The 20,488-nt window shown below is 72.4% G+C and carries 14 protein-coding genes; 5 read left to right on the top strand and 9 right to left on the bottom strand.

The features are described 5' to 3' along the window. Window positions 1-88: 88 nt before the first annotated feature. A complete protein-coding gene (locus CRP52_RS34275) occupies window positions 89-1,087 on the top strand; it encodes a LacI family DNA-binding transcriptional regulator (protein WP_097240737.1) in 999 nt (332 codons plus the stop codon). Between the two features lie 91 nt (window positions 1,088-1,178). Here the strand turns inward: CRP52_RS34275 and CRP52_RS34270 are convergent, their stop codons facing one another. Next, entirely contained in the window at window positions 1,179-3,920 is a 2,742-nt protein-coding gene (locus tag CRP52_RS34270; RefSeq protein WP_097240736.1) for a glycosyl hydrolase, read from the bottom strand. A 258-nt stretch (window positions 3,921-4,178) separates the two neighbouring features. Between CRP52_RS34270 and CRP52_RS37850 the strand changes: the two genes are divergently transcribed. Continuing rightward, window positions 4,179-4,577 (top strand): hypothetical protein, encoded by a 399-nt coding sequence (locus tag CRP52_RS37850; RefSeq protein WP_143685898.1) that lies wholly within the window; start codon window positions 4,179-4,181, stop codon window positions 4,575-4,577. A 113-nt stretch (window positions 4,578-4,690) separates the two neighbouring features. On the opposite strand, the gene CRP52_RS34260 is transcribed toward CRP52_RS37850, so the two are convergent. The 8 genes from CRP52_RS34260 to CRP52_RS34230 form a co-directional block, all read right to left on the bottom strand. Continuing rightward, window positions 4,691-5,410 carry a G1 family glutamic endopeptidase gene (locus CRP52_RS34260; protein ID WP_097240734.1) on the bottom strand — a complete coding sequence of 240 codons (720 nt, stop codon included), beginning with the start codon at window positions 5,408-5,410 and terminating at the stop codon, window positions 4,691-4,693. A gap of 253 nt (window positions 5,411-5,663) precedes the next feature. Continuing rightward, window positions 5,664-6,692: an alpha/beta fold hydrolase gene (locus CRP52_RS34255; RefSeq protein WP_097240733.1), complete on the bottom strand. Its 1,029-nt coding sequence runs from the start codon at window positions 6,690-6,692 to the stop codon at window positions 5,664-5,666. 10 nt (window positions 6,693-6,702) lie between these two features. Further along, window positions 6,703-7,983, bottom strand: a complete 1,281-nt coding sequence (locus CRP52_RS34250; RefSeq protein WP_097240732.1) for an esterase/lipase family protein — start codon at window positions 7,981-7,983, stop codon at window positions 6,703-6,705. 374 nt (window positions 7,984-8,357) lie between these two features. Continuing rightward, complete coding sequence (locus CRP52_RS34245) at window positions 8,358-9,911, bottom strand: Na+/H+ antiporter (protein WP_097240731.1); 1,554 nt, start codon at window positions 9,909-9,911, stop codon at window positions 8,358-8,360. A 165-nt stretch (window positions 9,912-10,076) separates the two neighbouring features. After that, the gene (locus CRP52_RS34240; RefSeq protein WP_097240730.1) at window positions 10,077-11,444 is read right to left on the bottom strand and encodes a hypothetical protein; all 1,368 of its coding nucleotides are present in this window, start codon (window positions 11,442-11,444) and stop codon (window positions 10,077-10,079) included. A 549-nt stretch (window positions 11,445-11,993) separates the two neighbouring features. Then, window positions 11,994-13,823, bottom strand: a complete 1,830-nt coding sequence (locus CRP52_RS34235; protein ID WP_097240729.1) for an APC family permease — start codon at window positions 13,821-13,823, stop codon at window positions 11,994-11,996. A gap of 231 nt (window positions 13,824-14,054) precedes the next feature. Further along, on the bottom strand, window positions 14,055-14,129 hold the full coding sequence (locus CRP52_RS40960) for a 50S ribosomal protein bL37 (RefSeq protein ID WP_373560585.1): 75 nt from the start codon (window positions 14,127-14,129) through the stop codon (window positions 14,055-14,057). A gap of 39 nt (window positions 14,130-14,168) precedes the next feature. Continuing rightward, complete coding sequence (locus tag CRP52_RS34230) at window positions 14,169-14,990, bottom strand: SDR family NAD(P)-dependent oxidoreductase (protein WP_097240728.1); 822 nt, start codon at window positions 14,988-14,990, stop codon at window positions 14,169-14,171. Between the two features lie 585 nt (window positions 14,991-15,575). Between CRP52_RS34230 and kdpB the strand changes: the two genes are divergently transcribed. The 3 genes from kdpB to CRP52_RS34215 all read left to right on the top strand — a co-directional run bounded on the left by kdpB (window position 15,576) and on the right by CRP52_RS34215 (window position 20,459). After that, window positions 15,576-17,759 carry a potassium-transporting ATPase subunit KdpB gene (gene kdpB / locus CRP52_RS34225; protein WP_097240727.1) on the top strand — a complete coding sequence of 728 codons (2,184 nt, stop codon included), beginning with the start codon at window positions 15,576-15,578 and terminating at the stop codon, window positions 17,757-17,759. Window positions 17,760-18,240: 481 nt separating this feature from the next. Next, the gene (locus CRP52_RS34220) at window positions 18,241-19,182 is read left to right on the top strand and encodes a RimK family alpha-L-glutamate ligase (RefSeq protein WP_179853122.1); all 942 of its coding nucleotides are present in this window, start codon (window positions 18,241-18,243) and stop codon (window positions 19,180-19,182) included. A gap of 2 nt (window positions 19,183-19,184) precedes the next feature. After that, window positions 19,185-20,459 carry an MFS transporter gene (locus CRP52_RS34215; protein ID WP_097240725.1) on the top strand — a complete coding sequence of 425 codons (1,275 nt, stop codon included), beginning with the start codon at window positions 19,185-19,187 and terminating at the stop codon, window positions 20,457-20,459. The last annotated feature ends 29 nt before the right edge of the window (window positions 20,460-20,488 follow it).

The raw sequence follows: 20,488 nt of genomic DNA, 5'->3' as shown, positions 1-20,488 counted from the left end.
CACGGCCTGTCAGGACGGCTTGACTCCTCCTCAACCCTGGTCCTACGGTCGAGTCATCAGGATTGACCGGTCAAATCGTGGGGCGCTCATGGTGACGATGCAGGACGTGGCCCGACGGGCCGGCGTCACGAAGCAGACGGTCTCGAACGTCATCAGCGGCCGGGTCGCCGTACGGCCCGCGACCGCAGCCCGGGTCCGGGCCGCGATCGACGAACTCGGGTACACCCCCAACCTGGTGGCCCGCTCACTGGCCACCGGCAGCACCAGGACCGTGGGGCTGTTCGTGCCCACCGTCGCCGGGGCGTTCTACTCCGCCGTCGTCGAAGCCGTCGAGGACGTCCTGGAGGAGCACGGCTACCACCTGCTGCTGTGCACCACCCGCCTGGACGGCGAGCGCGCCCGCCGCCACCTCGCCGGCCTCACCAGCCGCTCGGTGGACGCCCTGCTGATCGCCGGGGACCGCGACCTGATCGGCCACCTGCCGCTGCTGGCCGACGCCCGGTTCCCGGTCGCACTGTGCGCCTGGGAGAGCGACGTGCCGGACACCTTCCCGGTCGTCACCATCGACTACGAGCACGCGGGCTACCTGGCCGGACGCCACCTGCGGGCCCTCGGACACGAGCGGGTGGCCGTCCTGGCCAGTCCCGACCACGCCCCCCGCGTGGCCGGATTCCGGCGGGCCTTCGCCGCCGACGGCCTCACCGTCCCCGACCGCGCCGTCCACACCGCAGCCGAACCCACCGTCGCGGGCGGCTTCGCCGCGGCCGACGCGGCCCTCGCCGCCGACCCCGCCCTGACCGCGGTCTTCGCCACCCACGACGTCCTCGCCCTCGGCGCCCTGGAGGCCGCCAGGTTCGCCGGGCGTTCCGTGCCGGGCGACCTGTCCGTCGTCGGCCACGACGACAACCCCGAAGTCCGCCTTGCCCGGCCCGCCCTCACCAGCGTCGCCATCCCCAAGCAGGAGATGGCCCGCCTGGCGATCGAACTGCTGCTGCGCGCCGTCGCCAAGTCCGGCACGGTGGTCAACTCACTGCAACTGCTGCGGCCCGAACTGGTCGTCCGCGACAGCACCTGTCCCCCGGGATGAAGAACCGCCGGTGTGCGGACCGGTCGGATGACCGGTCCGCACACCGGCGGTGTCGCTCGGCGAAACGGGTCAGAAAGGGATCAGAAACGGATCAGTCGTCCGTCTCGTCGTAGCGGCCGTGGCCGAGACGGCGCAGGTCGAAGGACCACACGCCGCGGCCGAAGGTGGCGGCGTAGAGCTTGCCGTCCGGGCCGATCTTCAGCTGCTGCACCGAGGTGGTGGGCAGGCCCTTGCCGAGGACCCTGAAGTCGCTGGTGCCGGGCGCGCGGTAGAAGGCGGCGAGGTCGGTGCCGAGGGCGAGGCCGCCGTTCGGCAGCAGCTTGATCGAGGTGGCCGGGACGTCGGGCAGGTTGGCCGAGACGTCGGTCCAGCTCGTGCCGCCGTCGTGGGTCTCGAAGAGGTGGCCGATGCCGGCGCCCGGGCCCTCGGTCCAGCTGCGGGAGAAGCCGCTGAAGGAGACGAAGACGTGCTGGGCGTCGTTCTCGTCGACCGCGAAGGAGGAGACGTAGCGGTTGGGCAGGGTGCCGTCGACGGGCAGGTTGAGCTGGTGCCAGCCGGTGCCGTCGGTCTTGCCGACGGCGATGCCCCGGCTGAAGCCGACGTTGTTGCACGGGCCGCACCAGCCCGCGTAGACGGTGCCGTTGACGGTGGCGACAGCGGTGGCGACGTGGCCCTCGCCGAGGTCGTACGCCGGGGTCCACTCGCTGCCGCTGCGGATCGCGTAGCCCTTGTGCTGCACCCAGACGTGCCGGCCGCCGGCGATCCAGGTGTCGCCGTTCTTCGGGTCGGCGGTGATCGGGGCGATGAAGCGGGCCCCGGCGCCGCCGAGGTCCTTGTCGGGCGGGGCGACCTCGTAGGAGGTGGCCTTGCTCGGGTCCTTCGTCCAACTGCCGTCGTTGACCGCGCAGTTCTGGGTGACCCACATGTCGAGGTAGACGTACTCCTCGGCGATGTTGCAGCCGTTGGCGGGGTCGACGATCGTGTCGGCGCCGTCGCCGCCGAAGTCGGAGCCCATCACCTTGTCGTGGGCGCGCAGGATGGACTCGCCGTTGTCCTGCAGACCGCCGCTGACGATCACGCCCTTGCCGGAGCGGTCCGCCGGGTCCTTGCCGACGCCGACCGAGTAGTACTGCAGGGTGTCGATCGTGCCGTCGTTGAGGGACTTCCAGTCCTTGGCGTGGCCGCCCGCGTCCAGCTGACCGTTGACCGGACGGGTGTAGATGCCACCGTCGTTGCCCACGTACACCGAGGCCTGGCCGTGGCTGCTGCCGACGGCGACGGCGTGCTGGTCGGAGTGCGTGGTCGGCGAGCAGTCACCGGTCTGCTTGGCCGGGTCGATGCTCCAGCACGGGAACGGGTTGTTCCAGTACGGGGCGATGGTGGCCCACTTGGCGCCGCCGTCGGTGGTCTCGAAGACCTCCTCCAGGCCCGCCCAGACGTGGTCCGGGTTCGCCGGGTCGACCTGGAGGAACTGGTTGTACCAGGACTGGATGCCGGGCTGGTAGCCGTCGTCCTGCAGCGCGGAGCCGGAGCCCTTGAGCTTGTCCTTGTCCGCGATCAGCGTCCACGGGCCGGACGGGGAGCCGGACGTGGAGACGTAGATGCCCTTGAGGCCCGTGTCGGGGTCGTGCGCCATGACGTCCGGGGACTGGTCGATGGCGTAGTAGCGCGAGCCGTCCGCCGAGCGGGCGAAGGTCACGTTGCCGACGTTCGCGGCGTCGGTCGGCAGGTCGCCGAGCGAGGCGACGCGCTGCCAGCTGCCGTCCGCGGCCTTGCCGTAGAAGCCGTTGTAGGTGTCGCCGCCGCGCCAGCCGACCGCCAGGATCACCTTGGACGGGTCCTTGGGGTCGATCGCGACGTCGTTGGCGATGTTCTTGTACGGCGCGCTCGGGTCGCCCGCCTTCGAACCGCCCGGCAGGTAGTCGGGGTTGGGCGCGAACTCCAGCGTCCACGGGCCCGAGAGCGTGGTGGTGGAGTGGCTCCACACGCCACGGTTGGTGGCCGCCCACACCTTGTCCCCGGCGAAGCGCAGCTGGTGGATCGTGGTGGACTCCAGCTCGGCGCCGCCGACCCGGTTGCCCGGCTGGAACTCGCCGTGCTTGGGGTCCGCGAGGACGTACACGCCGGTGCCGACGTACGAGGTCGCGCCGGTGTTGGACTCGCCGGTGGCGTACCAGAGCCGGCCGCCGCCGTCGAGGTTCAGGGTGCCGGTGGACAGCGTGGGCAGCCTGTCGGCGATCGCCTCCCAGTGCCCGCCGCCGGTGCGGGAGCGGAACACCCCGCCGTTGGCGCCGCCCGCGTAGACGTACCCGTCGCTGTCGGCCGCGAGGCCGGTGATCCGGCCGGTGACGAAGCCGGCACCACCGCTGGAGTTGGAGTTGACGTCCCGGTAGCGCGGGTCGTCGCCGTTGTACGGCTTGTTCGTCACGTGGTCCCAGGAACCGCCGGTGTGCGGCAGCGACTGCAGCTGCGCCCACGCCGCGCCGTAGGCACCGGGAGCGACCACGCCGGGGGCGGTGCGCGCCTCGGTGTACTGCGCGGTGCCCTCGGCGGAGTTCTCCGCCTCGTCGCCCTCGTCCCCGCCGGACTCGGCCTTGGCGGAGAACGCCTTGGCGGAGACGGCCTGGCCGGCTGCCGACTTGCCCTTGACCTTCTGGGCGTGCTTCTGACCGATCTCGGTCAGGTGCTGCACCGGGACCGGCTGGGCTGCGGACGGTGCGGCGGGTGCGGCGAGGGCCTGAGTGGTGGTCAGGCCGAGAGCGGTGAGCGTGACGGCGCTCATGAGCAGCCGTCGTCGTTGCCTGTTCGGCACGGGTGCGTCCTCCCTGGGCATCCGGGGTGCGCGATCGCGCACCCCGACTTGAGCAGATCGAAGCCTGGCCGGTGAAATGGCACGCTGGGAAGGGAATTGGCATAACGAGTGATTAAAACCAATTCTGTGAAATCAGTTCAGGACAACGGAATGCCGACCGGCCGCACCCGGTCGAGGCAGCGCCGATCGGGGAGGGTCGGGGCCAGGCCCGGGGAACCGGTTCCGTCCGGATCCCGTCCCATGGCCACACCGTCCGCCACAACCGGGAGATCCTGCCGCATGCACCGACACAGAGCCGCGGGGATCGCCGTCCTCGTCCTCACCGCGCTCGGTACCGCCTCGGCCTGCGACCCGGGCAAGGGCGGCAACCAGCCTCCCGGCCCGCCCGCGGCCCCCACCAGCACCGTCACGGCACCGCCTTCGACGGCAGCCCCGACGACGGCCGGCACCGGACCGGCCACCACGACGGCACCTTCGCCGGCTCTTCCGGCAGCCCCGGGCACGGCCGCCCCCGCACCGCCCCGGACGGCCCCGGCCGCCACGGCGCCGTCCCGCACCGCGACTCCACCTCCCGTGGCTGCCACGCCGGCCCCCGCGCCGACGCCGTCCCTCGACGTCGAGAACCCGACCGACCGGGTCCACGGCTCCGCCGCCGCACCCCCGGGCCCGGCGCGCTGAAGCGGCGGCCCCCCTACGGTGGGCCGGCCGCCGTCGGTCTCGCCCGACCCGGCGAAGGGGGGCGGTGCCGGGGCAGGCGGGTGGCAATCCGCCCGCCCCGGCACCCAGGGTCGCTACTCCTGGAGGAACGTTTCGGTGAAGCTGGTGCCGCTGGAGCCCAGGCCGCCGGTGGTGGCCTCGTAGGCGCCGTTGGAGCTGGGGTCGAGGGCGACCGGCCCGGCGGAGCCGAGGGACCTGCCGTTGACGGTGGCCGAAGTGAAGGTCAGCGTCCCGAAGTCGGGGTAGGCGCCGGTCGGCGACTCGATGATGACCTCGGCGCTGGTCCGCTGGGCGCTGGTGGACTTGGTGGTGGTGTAGGTCCAGCCCCGTGAGGAGTCGGTCAGCTTGAGGGTGTACCGGTTGCTTCCGACGTAGGTCACCGAGGCGGTGATGTGGTCGCCGGCCGACACCGGGTACGAACTCTGGCTCAGGTAGACCGGGCTCGCCGGGTACATCTCGTACCAGGCCTGGTCGACGGGGCTGCCGCTGGAGCAGTCGGTGGCCACCCCGGTCTGCTCCACGCTGGAGGAGCCGTACCCGTCGATGCCGACCCACGGGGCGTAGAGGTCGTTGGTGGAGTTGCAGGTCGCATTTGGCTCGGTCCAGGACGCCGAGACCGAACTGAAGCCACTGCCGGTCGCTGCGTAGCCGCCCCAGTTGTAGCCGTTGGTGTTGTACTGCAGCGGGCGGAACGCGAGCCCCTGGGCGGCCGCCGCGGCGGTCGGGGCGGCGGGGGCGGCCAGTGTGGTGGCCGCGGAGGCAAGAATGGCGAGGCGGATCACGAATCTGCGCATGCTGGGCTCCTTCGTGAGGGGACGATCAGGAGCGCACACGCCAACGAAGGCCGTGGGGGCGGCCGTTGACGGGTGGCAGTTCAGGATGAGCCGCCTGTCATGGCTTGGGCAAGAGGATCAGGGACAAGGTTGGCCAAGCCATTGCACTGTCGAGCACACCACTTGACGATCCGTCCGGTGCGGCGGGCTCACACGACCCGCCCCCCCCGGAACGACGCCGCCGACGCCGCCGACACCGCCGACGTCAAGGTGCTCACGTCCCGCCCAGCGTCTCCACCAGCGCCGCCAGGAACTCCTTCGGGCGCTCCAACTGCACGCTGTGCCCGGCACCTTCGACCGCGACCTCGCGCACCCGGCCGCCCGCGGCGGCGTAGCGGTCCAGCACGGCGCGGGTCTGCGCCACCATCGGCTGCGCCGGGCACGTGTCCGCGCCGGGCCAGCCCGGAACCGCACCGATGGCCCCCAGGTGGGCCAGGTCGAAGAGCGAGGCGTCGGAGACGATCACGTCGGCCGTGCCGCGGATCCACAGGATCGGCGGCTTCGGCTCGACCACTTCCAGGTCGTCGATCCGGAAGTGGGTCGGCGCCATCGAGTTGAGCACCCCGCGTTCGCCGGGTCCGAAGCCCGGCCAGGCCTCGCTGGTACGGCTGTCGCCCGGGTAGTGGTCCTCGCCGGTCCGGGTGGTCAGCATCGCCGCCACATAGCGGTCCGGCTCCGCGAGCGGCTCGCTGACGTAGGCGGTGTCCAGCACCGAGCGCGGCGCGAACGGCGACCCGGTGCCCGGCTCGCCCTCGCGCAGCAACCGGACGAACTCGGGGGCCGCACCGCCGGCGCCGGAGCCCGCTCCGTCGGGCGAGTTGAGCCGTCCGTCCACCCCGTGGGTGCCGCCGAAGCCGTACGGGGAGACCGGGTTGACCAGGGTGAGCGAGCGGACCAGCTCCGGCCGGTCGCGCAGCAGTTGCAGCACCACGCCGCCGCCCATGCTCCAGCCGACCAGGTGCACCGGGCCGAGTGCCAGTTCCGCCACGAAGGAAAGCAGGTCCTCGCTGTGGTCGCGCAGACCCCGGGTGGCGTCCACCGGCAGCGGCTCGCTGCCGCCGAAGCCGCGCAGGTCGGGCGCCAACGGCCGGTATCGCGGCGGGAGTTCGGCCATCGTCGAGTGCCAGAAGACGCCGGAGGAGACGTTGCCGTGCACCAGGACCACGGGCTCCCCGGTCCGGCCCTCGACCTCGGCGTAGTTCACGGTCAGCCGGTCGGTGGCTACCAGTCGATCGGTGATCATCCGGATCTCCTCAGTTCAGCCAGCCGGCGACCTGCGCGCTCGCCGCGCTGTCCCAGCCGAGTTCCAGGTGGTTGGCCGAGGCGATCAGCGTGGTGCCGCCGACGGTGCCGAAACCGGTGGTGTCCAGCGCACTGGCCACGAAGACCACGCCGTCGCTCGGGCCACGGTCCTCGTTGAAGATCCCGAGGACGTTGGGCGTGCCGCCGGCCAGCAGGTACGCCGTGACCGAGGAGGGCACCCCGGCCTGGTGCAGCGGGGCGATCAGCGAGCCGGCGTCGATCGCGGCCTGGATGCCGCCGCCGTCGGTGTAGAAGCCCTGCCCGCCGTAGTAGGTCGTGTACCAGTCCTGCTGAGTCTGGTCGACGCCGAAGGCCGAGTCCCAGCGGGCCAGCATCTGCCGCTGCCCCGGGTAGTCGTCGTAGCCGCTCGTCGGTGTGAAGGAGAACTCCGGGTGCGCGGTGTAGGTGCCGTAGCAGGTCATGTGCAGCTGCGGGGAGGGGGCGTTGACCGCACCACCGCACTGCGGCCAGATCGAGAAGTCGTGCGCCCAGCCGTGCGCGAAGGGATAGTCGTAGCCACCGTTCGGACCGCCGAGCGTGATCAGCTTGCGCACGTCGCCCGCGTACGGGCGGCCCCAGGCGGGCTTGACCGAGGAAACGTAGGCCCGGGCCGACATCTCGCCCTTGCTCCAGCCCACCACGTCCACCCGCGGGACACCGAGCTTGGCGCGGATCAACGCGACCGCGTCGCCGACCTCCTGAGCCTGCATCAGGTTGTCGCCCTGCTTGTGCGCGAAGCCGATCGCGAAGACCCGGTAGCCCTGCCCGGCCAGCGTCTGCATCAGCCCGGTGCCCGGGCAGGAGGCGGCGCCGCAGCCGTAGCCGCCGGACTCGCCGGGGTTGGCCCAGGCCCGGTCCGGATTGTCGTTGGCACCGTGCACCAGCAGCACCGGGACCTGGTGCGCTCCGGTGTTCCAGCCCGGCGCGGAGTAGAGCAGGAAACGGCCGGAGAAGGGCTGCTTGACGCCGCCGAAGAAGGTGAGCCGCTGGCCGTCCTGGTTGCCGCGGCCGTCCGGCGGATACTGCTCCTGGCGGAAGCCGGGGGTGGTGTCGAGGTAGCGCTCGACGCGGTCCCAGCCGTTGGCGACACTGCTGTAGGTCGCCTCCAGCGTCAGGTTGGACGGCACCGCCGCCGAGGCCGACCCCGCCGGAACGGCCGCACCGATCAGCGCCAGTACGCTCGCGAGCAGCCAGCCCAGACGTCTCCGCCCACCACGTCCGTTCCTCCGCATGCGGTCACTCCTCCTCGTTCGGCTCCAGTGCGCGACACGCTACGGAGGACGAAGTGCCATCTCTATGGCGGCGACACATACCTCGGGCGTCACGGTGTGGGCGTCTGCCACCTGGCCCGTGGCATTCGCGTGAGTCCGCGCATTCCCCCGTCCACTCCCTACGGCTTCTCAACCCGAAGCCGGCCACCGCGGCCCCCGTCACCCGGGCGAGCACCCCGGAGACGGCCGCCTCCGCACACTGAGGCAGGCTGGTCCACTGCCACGGCGCCGGAGGCCGGCCGGGCGCCCCAGGTGGAGCGGGGACCGCCGAACGGCTCCTCCGGGCCGTCACCGGTGAGTCCCCCTCCCGGTGTGCCCGGTCGACGCCGGCGGTGTCACGGGGTACCGAGGGCGGCTTCCTCCCGGTCTAGGTCGTGCTGGAGCCGGCGGCGGGTGGTGTCGCTGATCCGGTGCTCGTCGTAGAGGCGGTGCAGTTCGGTGCTCTGGACGGCGATGACCTCGTGGCGCAGCTGGCGGTAGGCGGCGTCGGCGGTGGTGCCGTCGGGGGTTTCGGGGGTGCGGTCGAGGCGGGCGGTGAGGGCGCGGCGTACGCGGTCGAGGGCGGTGTCGGGGACGGCTTCCAGTTCGGCGAGGTTCTCGACGTGGTGGAGGGCGGCGCGGTTGAGGGCGTCGCGGGTGTCGTCCTCCTCGCGGGCGGTGTGTTCGGGTTCGAGGGCGAGGCCGGAGCGGTTGACGACGGCTGCGAGGGTCAAGCCCTGGACGACGAGGGTGAACACGACGACGGCGGTGGTCAGCACCAGGACCAGGGGCCGTCCGGTGAGCTTGGTGCCGTCGTCGGCGAGCAGCGGGATGGACAGGGCCGCGGCGAGGGGCATGACGCCGCGGGTGCCGGCCCAGGTGACCACCCCGGCGACCCGCCAGGAGAGCCGCCCGCGGCCCTGGCTGGGTTTGACGGCGCGGGTCAGCGGCAGGGTGGAGAGGACCCGCACCGCGATCAGGACGGCGGCCAGCGCGAGCGCCTGCAGCGGCCACCAGCCGGTGCCCGGGGGCAGCTCCCTGACCAGGGTGGGCAGTTCCAGGCCGACGATGGAGAAGACGATGCTCTCCAGCAGGAACACCACCACCGCGTACACGGCGTGCAGCTGCAGCCGGATGTGCGCGTCGGTGAGCCGGTGCCCGGAGCGCCCGAGCAGCACCCCGGCGACCACGACCGAGGTGACGCCGGACGTGTGCGCGGACTCCGCGAGGACGTACGCCGCGTACGGGGTGACCAGCGCGATCACCGTCTCCAGCACCGGGTCGGTGGTGCGGCGGCGCACCAGCCACACCAGGCCCGCGACGGCGGCGCCGACCACGCTGCCGCCCCCGCCGAGCAGCAGGAACTCCCCGCCCGCCGCCGGCACGCTCACCGAGGCGCCGACGGCCACCGCGATCCCGACGGCCACCTTGAACAGGACGAGCGAGGTGGCGTCGTTGAACAGGCTCTCCGCCTGCACCAGCACCTGGAGCCGTCCCGGCAGGGCCAGTCGGCGGCCGAGCGCGGTGACGGCCACCGGGTCGGTGCTGGAGAGCACGGCGCCGAGCACGAAGGCCATCGCGGGCGGCAGTCCGGCGACGGCGACGGCCGCGAAACCGACGGCGGCGGCGGAGGCGAAGACGAGACCGAAGGAGAGGATCGTCACCGGCCGCCACACCGTGCGCAGGTCCCGCAGCGACAGCTCCTCGGCGGAGGCGTACAGCAGCGGCGGCAGGACGACCATGCCGATCACCTGCGGCGGGATGTGCAGGGCGGGGACGCCGGGTATCAGCGCCACCCCGATGCCCGCCAGGACCAGCAGCGACGGCGCGGGCACCCGCAGGCGCCCGGCGAAGGTGGCCACGGTCGTGGCCAGGACCACCAGGACGAGAACGATCGCCACAACGTGCATCAGCGGAAATGACCCCATCGCAAGGACCGGGGTCACCGCCGCCGATCGCCGCAGTCATCCCCCGCGCCGACCAGGCTTCCCGGCACACCTGCGGTCATCTTATCGGAGCATTAGCGGGGAGTGGCAGGGCAGAATCACTGGGCACAAGCCCGCGCCACACTGTGGTCAGGCGAACTCGCGCAGGCGCGGCCGCACGCCCAGCGCGGTCAGCGCGAGCACCACCGCCGACACGGCCGCACCCAGGCCCGCGGTGGTGGTGTCGAGGTCGTCGTCGCCGTCGGCGACCGCTCCCTCGAAGGCGCCCTGGTTGATCGCCTGGTTGTCCTCCAGTGCGGCGCTGAGCACGCCGAAGTCCGCATTGGACTGGCCAGGGTTGAGGCCCGTGTTGAAGGTGACGGCCTCCTTGAGCTTGCCCTGGGCGTTCAGTTCGCGGATCTTACGGTCGTCGCGCTGGTACTGCTGGAAGGCGGCCAGCACCCGCTCCGCCGCGTCCTGTTCTCCGGCGAAGGTGATGTTGCGCAGTTCGTCGCCGAGGTACCCGCCGAAGCCGACCTGGCCGGTGTCGGCCCGGTGCTTGTCGGCCAGTGCGGCGAGCCGGTCGTTGTACGTGGCGAGCGTGGCACCGTCGATCCGGGCGAGGGACTGGGTCTTGTCGAGGAAGCTCTGCTCGTAGGCGGCGGCCCGGGCGGGGTCGGTCAGGTAGCGGCTCTCGTCGGCGTTGAGGTCGTACGCGACCGCGCGCGCCCGGCTGAGGGCGATCACCGAGTCGAAGGAGTTGCTCTTGGCGACCACCAGGTGGTGGTCCGCACGGGAGGCCAGCGTCAGCGCGGTGGCCAGGCCGACCGCGGTGAGCACCGTGGTGACGGCAAGGGGCACGTTCACCAGCCGCCGGAACCGCACAGCCAGCAGCCGCTGCAGCAGCCCGAGCCCGGCCAGGGCGAGCAGACCGGTGAGCAGGATCCACCACCAGCCGCCGGCCAGGGCGTCGCGCTGGTCGGTGTAGTTGCGTTCCACGACGGCCGTGTTGGCCTTGGTCACGTCGTCGACGGCGGGCAGCAGGTGCTGGCGCAGCAGGTCGGTGGCCTGCCGGTAGGCCGCGAGGGCGTCCGCCGAGGGGCGGCCGGCCGGAGCGTGGGCCTGGTCCTCCAGTAGCTGGGCGCGGGCCACCAGGGCCTCGTAGCGGCCGAGTTCGCCGATGACGGTCTGCACGGCCCGCTGCCCGCCCTGGTCGCCGGCCACCGCTTCCGTGACGCGCTGGAGGTCGGTGTCGGCCTGGGCGCGCCGCTGTTCGTAGCTGTCCAGGGTCTCCTTGCGCAGCGCCGTGTAGTCCGGGTCGGCGCCGAACAGCAGCAGGTTGGCGGCCTGGGCGTCCATGTCGTTGAGCGCGAAGTACAGGTCCGCCGAGCGCACCACCTGCGGGGCGGCCTGGTGGCCGATGACGTCCGTGCCGTCCCGGGCCCCGCCCAGGACGCCGGCGGTCACCGTGCCGGCGACGATCAGCGCCCCGAGGCAGAGGCCGGTGAGCCCGCGCACCAGGCGCGGTGTGTTCCACCAGTCCCGGCTGCGCCAGGAGCTTCCGGGCCGGAGCCGGGGGGCGCGCGGTGCGGGAGGTGGTGCGGCTGGCTCTTGTCGCGCCGTGTCCGACGCGACCGTTCTCCCCATGACAGCCGTACCGCCCGACGTTCCCGTTGGCATCGCCGCGCGCCCCCTCCCCCTGTTTTTCACTGGCCGCCGAACCTTCCCCGGAGGAACCCGCCGGGAGTCGGGGTTCGGCAAACGGTCCGCCGCCAGGCCCCACGCCCGGGCAGCGAACCGTTTCCTCGCAGCTCACACTAGGTGCGGCCGAACACCCGTCCGCCTACCCTGACGGTTCCTTGACGCGGCTGACGGCCGTCTTGACGCAGCCTTGGCACCACCTCAGCGGGAGATCGTCCACTGCTGCTCGGCGGAGCCGTCGACGGTCCACACGCCAAGCGTCTTCTGGTCCTCGTGGTCGGTCAGGCAGGTCCTGGTCGCCGATCCTGGCCCGGAAGCGGCCCCCCGACGGCTTCGATGAGGCCTGCCGGCGCAGCTCTCACCTGCTCACATCCGCATCCGCAGCCGGCAGACCACCGCGTCGGTGTGCCGGCGCAGCGCGCGGTCGATCACGGCGCCGCGCCGGTTCTGCAGCGCCCGCTGCCACCAGCGGGCGGGCTCCACCTCGGGGATCAGCACGGTCAGCCGGTCGTAGGCGTGCTCCGACCCGAGCTCGTTGACGAAGTCGGCGATCGGCCGCCCCAGGCGCCGGTGGTCGTCCGGGATCTCCATCAGCGGGACGCCCGGCTGCCACAGCTCCCAGTCCCGGCGCAGCGCCTCGGCCGCGGTCGGCTCGTGCACCACGGTGACCGCCATGACCTCGTCGCCGAGCGAGAGCGCCGCCGACAGGCCGTCCCGGGTGAGCCGGGTGATCGCCGTCACCGGGACGACGACCAGGCTCCGCTGACGGGTCACCGGGCCGGGCACCCGGCCCAGCTCCAGCCGCTCGCCGATCCGCCCGTAGCTGCGGTGGACCGCCTCGAACAACACCACCAGCAGGGGCAGGGCGATCACGATGCCCCAGGCGCCCTCGGTGAACTTGGTGCCGGTGACGACCAGGGTGGCGACACCGGTGAGCATGGCGCCGAAGCCGTTCAGCGCGGCCTTCCACCGCCAGCCGTCCGGCCGGTGCAGGAACCAGTGCCGGACCATGCCGACCTGACAGATGGTGAACCCGACGAAGACGCCGATCGAGAACAGCGGTACCAGGCTGTTGACGTCCCCGCCGGAGCCGACCAGCAGCGCCGCCGACACCGCGGCCAGGAACAGCACGCCGTACCGGTACACCTGGCGGTCGGCGCGCAGCGCGAACACGTGCGGGAGGTGGTTGTCCCGGGCGAGCAGGTCGAGCAGCACCGGCAGGCCGCCGAAGGAGGTGTTGGCGGCCAGGCCGAGCAGGACCACGGTGGCGAACTGGACGACGTAGAAGCCGGCGCCGTGGCCGAGCGAGGCGTCGGCGAGCTGGGCGAGCACCGTGACGCCCTCGACCGGCTGCAGGTGGAAGCGCCCGATCAGCACGGCCAGCCCGATCAACATCACGCCGAGCAGCGCACCGAGCGCGACCTCGGTGTGCTGGGCGCGCTTGACCCGCGGGGTACGGAAGGAGGGGACGGCGTTGGCCACCGCCTCCACGCCGGTCAGCGCGGAGCAGCCGGCCGCGAAGGACTTGAGCAGCAGCAGCGCGCCCACGGTGGTGGCGTTCTCGGCGAGCGACGAGGCGTGCCCGGCGGCCGCCGCGGTGCTGGCCGGACCGTCCCGGAACAGGCCGACCACGATGATCGCCAGGATCGACAGCACGAAGACCGCCGTCGGTGCCATGAACCAGCGCGCCGACTCGGCTATCCCGCGCATGTTCACCAGGGTCACCAGCGCGAGCACGCCCAGGCAGAGCCAGACCCGCTGGTCGTAGAGGCCCGGCACGGCCGAGGTGAGCGCGGCCACGCCGGCCGTGACCGAGACCGCGACGTTCAGCACGTAGTCGATCACCAGCGAGGCGGCCGCGGTCAGCGCCGTCCGACGGCCCAGGTGCGCCTTGGCGACCGCGTAGGAGCCGCCGCCGTCCGGGAACGCCGCGATCACCTGCCGGTAGGAGGCCACCAGCACCGCCAGCAGCACGGCGATCGCCACGGTCACCGGCAGCGTGAAGCCCAGCCCGTACGCGCCGGCCGCGGCCAGCACCAGGACGATCGACTCCGGCCCGTACGCGACCGAGGCCATCGCGTCCAGCGAGAGCGCCGCCAGCCCGCCGAGCGCACTGAGCCGGTGCCGCTCGTCGCCCACGCCGGTGTCCGGCGGCTCGGGCTCGGCCGCTACGGTCGGAACAGTGGTTTCTGGCATTCCTGGCTCCTCGATCGTGATACTGACGATCGTGGAGCCCCCCGGGGCACCGTCCTCCGCTTCCTACACACCCTTGATGTCGGCAGCATCGACCTTGATGCGATCTTGACGCCCCGTACAACGACTCGGCCCCCGAGGCGTCGCCGGTCCGCACAGCCGGACGGCGGGCCTCAGGGGCCGAAGGTGTGCACCCGGTGCCGGTGGCACGCGGCACCGGGTGGGTCTGTCGGGTTACTGCCCGGGCTTGCGGCCGTGGTTCGCCTTCTTCTGACGCCGGGCCTTCTTCTTACGGGCGCGCTTGGACATCGTGCTCTTTCTCTCGGAACGCGGGAGGTTCGGGACGGTTCAGGCCGCCTGGCCGACCAGCTGGTCGGCGAGCCTGGCCAGCCGCTTCAGCGAGCGCTCCTCCTGAGCGACGGCCGCGGTCGGTGCGATGACGCCACCGTCGAAGTACGCGCCGTTCGCGACGGCCGTCTCCGGCAGGCAGAGCCGCACCACGGCCGCCGCGCCCTCGGCGGCCGGCGCGCCGACCCGCCCGTACAGCGGCAGCAGCGCGGTGTCGCACAGGCCCGGGTTGACGCTGACGGCGGTGATGCCGGAGCCGGCCGGGGCCATGTCCGCGGTCGCCATGGTCAGCGCGAGCTGCGACTGCGCGTACGCGGCGACCCGCGAGTACCTCTTCACCCGGTGCGGATCCGACCAGTTCATCGAGGCGGTGCGGTGCAGGGAGGAGGAGACGTTGACGATCCGGGCGTCGCCGGCCGCCGACAGCGGGGCGCGCAGCAGCTTCGCCAGCAGGTGCGCGGCCAGGAAGTTGACCTGCAGCGAGACCTCGTTGCCGTCGTCGGTGAGGGTGCAGCGTTCGGGTGCCATCGCGGCGGCGTTGTTCACCAGCAGGTCCAGTGCCGGGTAGTGCTTGACGACCGTGCCGGCCAGCATCGCGGCCTCGGACAGCTTGGTGAAGTCGGCTGCCAGCTCGACGAGTTGGTCTCGCCGGGCACCCGCGGCGACCAGGCGCTCCACGGCGTCCTCCGCCTCCGCGGTGGTGCGGGCGTGCACGAGCACGGTCGCGCCGTGCCCGGCGAGCAGCCGGGCGGTCTCCCAGCCGATCCCCGACGAGGCGCCGGTGACGAGGGCGGTGCGGGCGGAAAGAACAGCGTCGGACATGACCCATCCAAGGGTGAAAAGGCATCGACGGGGTGCGGGGGCGACGCGGCACGAAGCCGCTCGCCACCGGGGCCGCCGATGCGAGAGGGGTGTGTTGCGAGGGAAGGCTCGTCCGTCCCCTGGCCCCCCGGAGCCGGTCGGGACAGGGGACGGACGGCGGTGATCGGCACGGGCCGGACGAACGGAACCCGGACCATGCCCGCGGCCGGCGGCGAGCGGGGTAGTGGCTCGGTCCTACCGGCCGGCGGCGACGACCGCGACAGCGACGATCCGCGGCCGGCTATGCGGCGGGCGGTCGTGGTGGCGTGTCGAGCGGTGCATGCCCTCCATCAAAGCCGTCCTCGCCACCCCGGGGCAAGCCGGATCACTTTCCCTGACGAAGCTCTGACGGGCCCGGCCGGCACACATTGACGAACACGCGTCCGACGGGGCGTCATGGAGCTGTCAAGGAAGCGGCGGCGCACGCCAATTCGCCGTCAAGGCGGCATGCCGTGCGAGGTTCCGGTGCTTCGCTGTCCGGCGTTCCCCCGTCGTTCCCCGAACCGCCGCCCCTCTCCCGGGCGGCCCGGAAGGTCCCCCGAGACGATGCGCCGTTCGGCCCTCACCCCACCGGACACCACCCCCGACCAGCAGAACTGGTTCCGCCGCCCGGACCCCGTACCCGAGGAGCCACCGCAGCACCCGAGCCACCGGCCCACCGGCCCGAAGGGGCGCCGTCGGCTCATCACCCGCCAGCAGCTGTCCGAGGCCCTGCCCGCCGCCGTCCGCAAGCTCCACCCGCGCATGATGATGCGCAACCCGGTGATGCTGGTGGTCGAGACCGGCTCGGCGCTCACCACCATCAGCGCCGTCATCCACCCCAGCGTGTTCGCCTGGGTCATCAGCTTCTGGCTCTGGCTGACCGTGCTGTTCGCCAACCTCGCCGAGGCCGTCGCCGAGGCACGCGGCAAGGCCCAGGCCGACTCGCTGCGCCGTGCCCAGGCCGGGACGACGGCCCGGCGGCTGCTGCACTGGCGGGTCGGCACCCGCGACCTGCGCCACGAGGTCATCCCCGCCGAGCAGTTGCTGCTGCACGACATCGTGCTGGTGTCGGCCGGCGAGGTGATCCCGCAGGACGGCGAGGTGGTCGAGGGCGTGGCGACCGTGGACGAGTCGGCGATCACCGGGGAGTCCGCACCCGTCATCCGGGAGTCCGGCGGCGACCGCACCGGCGTCACCGGCGGCACCAAGGTCCTCTCCGACCACCTGGTCGTGCGGGTCACCTCCCGGCCCGGGCAGAGCTTCGTCGACCGGATGATCGCCCTGGTCGAGGGCGCGAACCGGCAGAAGACGCCGAACGAGATCGCGCTCAACATCCTGCTCGCCTCGCTGACCATCGTCTTCCTGCTCTCCGTGGTCTCGCTCCAGCCGATGGCCATCTACGCGAACGCACCCCAGACCACCATCGTGCTGGTCGCGTTGATGGTCGCACTCATCCCGACCACCATCGGCGCCCTGCTCTCCGCGATCGGCATCGCCGGCATGGACCGCCTCGTCCAGCGCAACGTCGTCGCCCTGTCCGGCCGCGCCGTCGAGGCCGCCGGGGACGTCGACGTCCTGCTGCTCGACAAGACCGGCACCATCACCCACGGCAACCGCCGCGCCGTCGCCCTGCACCCGCTGCCCGGCGCGACCACCGAACAGCTTGCCGAGGCAGCCCAGTTGGCCTCCCTCGCCGACGAGACCCCGGAAGGACGCTCACTGGTCGAACTGACGAACCGTCAGTACTGGGTGCCACCACGCTCCCCGGGTGAACTGGGCGAGCAGCAGCCCGTCCCGTTCACCGCCCACAGCCGGATGAGCGGCGTCGACCTCACCTGGCCCGACGGCACCACCTGCCTCATCCGCAAGGGCGCCGCGAACGCCGTCGCCCGCTGGGTCGTCGACTCCGGCGGACGGCTCCCGATGGAGGCCAAGCCGCTCGTCGACCGCATCGCCGAAGCAGGCGGCACCCCGCTGCTGGTCGCCGTCCGCGACCGGCACGGCGCCCGCGCACTCGGCGTGGTCGAACTCAAGGACGTCGTCAAGGAGGGCATCGCCGAACGCTTCGCCGAACTGCGCCGGATGGGCATCCGCACCGTCATGGTCACCGGCGACAACCCGCTGACCGCCAAGGCCATCGCCGAGGAGGCCGGGGTGGACGACTTCCTCGCCGAGGCCACCCCGGAGGACAAGCTCGCCCACCTCAAGCGCGAACAGGCCGCCGGGAACATGGTCGCGATGACCGGCGACGGCACCAACGACGCCCCCGCCCTCGCCCAGGCCGACGTCGGCGTCGCCATGAACTCCGGCACCCCCGCCGCCAAGGAAGCCGGCAACATGGTCGACCTCGACTCCAACCCGGCCAAGCTCATCGACATCATCCGGGTCGGCAAACAACTCCTCATCACCCGCGGCGCGTTGACCACCTTCTCGATCACCAACGACGTCGCCAAGTTCTTCGCGATCATCCCCGCGATGTTCGCGAACGCCTACCCCGGACTGCACCACCTCAACATCATGGAACTGCACAGCCCCACCTCGGCCATCGCCTCCGCGATCATCTTCAACGCCCTGATCATCATCGCCCTGATCCCGCTCGCCCTGCGCGGCGTCCGCTACCAGCCCGCCTCCGCCACCGATCTGCTCCGGCGCAACCTGCGGGTCTACGGCCTCGGCGGGCTCATCCTGCCCTTCCTCGGCATCAAGGCGATCGACCTGCTGATCCAGTTCGTCCCCGGCCTCGGATAGCAGCACCAGCCCGCCGCCCCCGGAACAGCACCGAGGCGGCGGGCAGGGGTCGGGCACTGCTACGACGCGGCGAGCTACCCAAGGAGTGAGAGCTCACCCTCCCGATCAGCCCTCCCCTGGCAGGTCGACCGCCAGAAGGCCGATGAAGATCTTGCTGAGAGCTGTCCGGCCGCAGGCCGGGCGGCCTCTCGGCTAGGGCCCGTCTTCAAACCCCCGTCGTTCGCCCGGAGGGCGGGCGGGGCGGCGTTGGGGTGCGTGCATCGCAAGGCGGAGGAGGGAGCCCAATGCAGCGCATTGGCGACCGACGACAACGCGGCGAGGTGCGTGCCCCGGCGTCGGCCCCCAGGCGGGGGTTTGAAGACGGGCCCTGGACCCGATTGTCGGCGTGGCGCGCCGCTGCCCGGGCCAATGCCCGGCCCTGCCGGGCGTCGGGTGTGAGCATCGCAGGGTTGCCGGTTGGGCCAGGGGAGGAGTTGTTGTGGTGACGGTGAGTGATGCCTCGGAGCGGCGACGGCTCGGCGGCCGGACAGGTGCCCAGTGCTGGCTGCTGACCGGGCCCGGGCTGCTGGACAACGGCGTCGTCGCCGGCCTCACCACGGCTCTTGAGGACGCGCTGCCCGGCCGGTTCGCCGTGTGGCGCACCGATGAGCTGCTGCTCGGGATCGAGGGCGGCAAGCTGACGCTGCGGGATCTGGACGGCTGCCTGCTGGAGGCGCCGGGTGTGGTCTACGCCCGGCTGGCGTCCCCGAGCCTGAGCACCGACCGGGAGGGCACGCTGCTGCGTCATCTGGTGGCGATGGGCACGGTGCTGCTCAACCCGTTGGAGGCGGTGCTGGCGGGGGCGAACAAGTTCTGGCAGCTGCAACAGCTGGCCCTGGCGGGTCTTCCCGTTCCCGACACCCGCAGCTACACGCACGCGGAGCTGGAGGATGTGATCGCGGCGGGGGTTTCCGTGCCGTCGGTGGTGAAGTCGGTGCGCGGCCAGCGCGGCGGGCAGGTGTTCCTGGCCCCCGACACCCAGATGCTGCGGGAGGTCCACGGCAGCCTCAAAGCGGAGTCCCCCTACCTGTTCCAGCGGTACGTCTCCCACTCGCACGGCCGTGACCTGCGGGTGGTGGTGGTCGACGGCCGGGCCGTCGCGGCCCAGGTCCGCTCCGCCACCGACGGCGGAATGAGGTCGAACGTGGCGCTCGGCGCAACCTCCGTGCTCTGCCCCGGCCTGCACCCCGAGGGCGAGGCACTGGCCGTCCGTGCCGCCCAGGCACTCGGCCTGGCGGTGGCGGGCGTGGACCTGCTCTTCGAAGCGGACGGCGGGTTCACGATCTGCGAGGTCAACGCCAACGTCGGCTGGCGCGAGCACATGAGCGAGGTCACCCCGGCCGTCGTGGCCGCCTGCGTGGCCAGACTGACCGCCCGGGTGTAGCGATGGCCCACCCCCGCGCACCCGCCGCACCGACCCCACCCGCGCGCACATCGGCCCTCGCACCGCTGCGCCACCGCAACTACCGCCTCCTCGCGATCGGCCAGGCGGTCTCCAACACCGGCACCTGGATGCAGAACATCGCCCAGGGCTGGCTCGTCCTGCAGCTGTCCCACGGCGACGGCACACAGCTGGGCATCACCACCGCCCTGCAACTGCTGCCGATACTGCTGTTCGGCGCCTGCGGCGGATCACTCGCCGACCGCTTCCCCAAACGCCGACTGCTGCTGCTCACCCAGACCCTCCACGGCACGCTCGCCCTCGCCGCGGCCCTGCTCACCGCCACCGGCTCCGCCACCCTGGGCGCCGTCTACGCGCTCTGCCTCGCACTGGGCCTGACCATGGTCGTCGACAAGCCCACCCTGCAAGCCTTCATCGCCGAGGCCGTCGAGCCCGACGACCTGCCGAGCGCGCTGGCGCTGAACAGCGCGGTGCTCAACCTCGCCCGAGTGGCCGGCCCCGCCCTGGCCGGCCCCGTCATCGCCGCCTTCGGCGTCGCCCCGGCCTTCGCCCTCAACTCCCTCTCCTACGCCGTGGTCCTGGCCACCCTGCTGCGCATGGACACCCGCGCCCTGCACCCGGCACCGGCTCCCGCAGGCGCGGGGCGGCAGGTACGGGCCGGACTGCGCTACGTGCGCCAGCGCCCCGAGCTGGGCCTGACACTCGTGCTGGTGGCCCTCGTCGCCGCCTTCGGGATGAACTTCCAGATCACCACCGCGCTGATGGCCGCCCAGGTCTTCCACAGCCCGGACGCCGCCTTCGGCATCGGCTCCGCCGCGCTCGCCGTGGGCGCGGTGACCGGCTCACTGCTCGCGGCCCGCGCGCGCCCCCGCGGCCGGCGGCACACGGCCGGTTACGCGCTCGCCTTCGGGACGCTGGAGGCCGCGAGCGGTCTGATGCCCGACTTCCGCACCTTCGCCCTGACGCTGGTGCCGACCGGAGCGGCGCTCCTGCTCTTCATGACGGCCGCCAAGGCCCGACTGCAGCTCGCCGTCGCCCCCGCGCTGCGCGGCCGGGTCATGGGCCTCTACATGCTCGCCTCACTGGGCACCACCCCGCTGGCCGCGCCCGGCATCGGCTGGCTCTGCCAGGCGGCGGGCCCACGCTACGGACTCCTGCTCGGCGGCACCGTGTCGGCGCTCTCCGCCGTCGGGACGGGCGCACTGCTCGGCCGACGCCCCAAGACCCGGCCCACCACGACGGCGGCCCTGCCGGCGTGACCGGCTCCGAGGAGCCGCACGCCGGCAGG

Origin of the sequence: Streptomyces sp. 1331.2, assembly GCF_900199205.1 — a bacterium.
In the GTDB taxonomy this organism is placed as follows: domain Bacteria; phylum Actinomycetota; class Actinomycetes; order Streptomycetales; family Streptomycetaceae; genus Kitasatospora.
The sequence above is the reverse complement of the archived record's forward strand: the minus strand, read 5'-3'. Positions and strand labels throughout refer to the sequence as shown.